The organism is Candidatus Spyradosoma sp. SGI.093, from assembly GCF_050314555.1.
In the GTDB taxonomy this organism is placed as follows: Bacteria; Verrucomicrobiota; Verrucomicrobiia; order Opitutales; family UBA953; genus Spyradosoma.
Window position 1 is genome coordinate 1 of sequence record NZ_JBNPNH010000020.1, and the last position, 966, is coordinate 966.

The window sequence follows — 966 nt, forward strand, 5'->3', positions numbered from 1 at the left end:
GTCGCGGCGCACGCGAACGCGCTCGGCACGACGAAGGGCGTCGAGGTGCAGAGCGGCGCGACGCTGAATCTCGGCACGTCCGCCGTGACGGTCGCCGGACTTTCCGGTGCGGGAACGGTCGGCCTCGCCAACGGCACGGACAGCTCGACGCTGACGGTGAACGGCGGCGGCGTGTTCACGGGAACGCTGAGCGGAGGCACGAATTCGCTTGCGCTCGTGTTCGATGCGGACGGACAGACACTGGATCTGAATCCTGCTGTTTCTAATACGCTTTCTTCCGTGGACGTCAGAGCCGGAACGGTGAAAACCGGAAGTTCTTTCGGACTCGGGTATTCTCAGGTTTCTGTGCAGTCGCCGGGCACTTTAGAGTTCACGGCGTCGAAAACGAATGACTATGGTCTGATGTTGGGCGGAATCACCTTTGCTGACGGCTCTTCTTTCGTTGTGGATGTGACGGGCGCGGCGGAAAACGATGTGCTGAAAATCATCACCTCGTCCGTGATTAAGTTCAACACCGGCTCGGAAGACGTGTCGCTCACTTCGGACAATCTTGATCTGTTCGTGAACGATTTCGTCACGCTGAAGGGCTGGGACGGTCTCGCGGACTGGTCTTATGCGGACAACATGCTTTCCGTGACGCTGACGATTCCGGAGCCGAGCACGTTCGGGCTGTTGGCGGGTCTCGGGGCGCTCGCGCTCGCGGGAACGCGCCGACGCCGGAAGAAAGCTTAAAAGTTCAGGAGTTGAGGAGTTTAAAAGGTAATTACTTTTCAACTTTTTAAACTTTTCGACTCCTCGACTTTTTTCATCCCTTTTTCTTAGTGTGTGTTAGGCGCCCTCGTGGAGAGATCCGCGGGGGCGTCGTTTTTTTGTGAGAATCGGGGCGGGAACGTCCGCGTCTCCGTCGCGCGCGCGAAAACGAACAGGGATTTCCGGGATTTAAAGGGATTGGATTCGCTCCCGCGA

The 966-nt window shown here is 57.8% G+C and carries 1 protein-coding gene; it reads left to right on the forward strand.

Features of this window, described 5'->3' with window-relative positions; translation table 11 throughout:
* On the forward strand, positions 1-732 hold a 732-nt coding region (locus ACQREB_RS08805; RefSeq protein ID WP_427767823.1), incomplete at its 5' end, for a PEP-CTERM sorting domain-containing protein.
* Positions 733-966 lie beyond the last annotated feature (234 nt).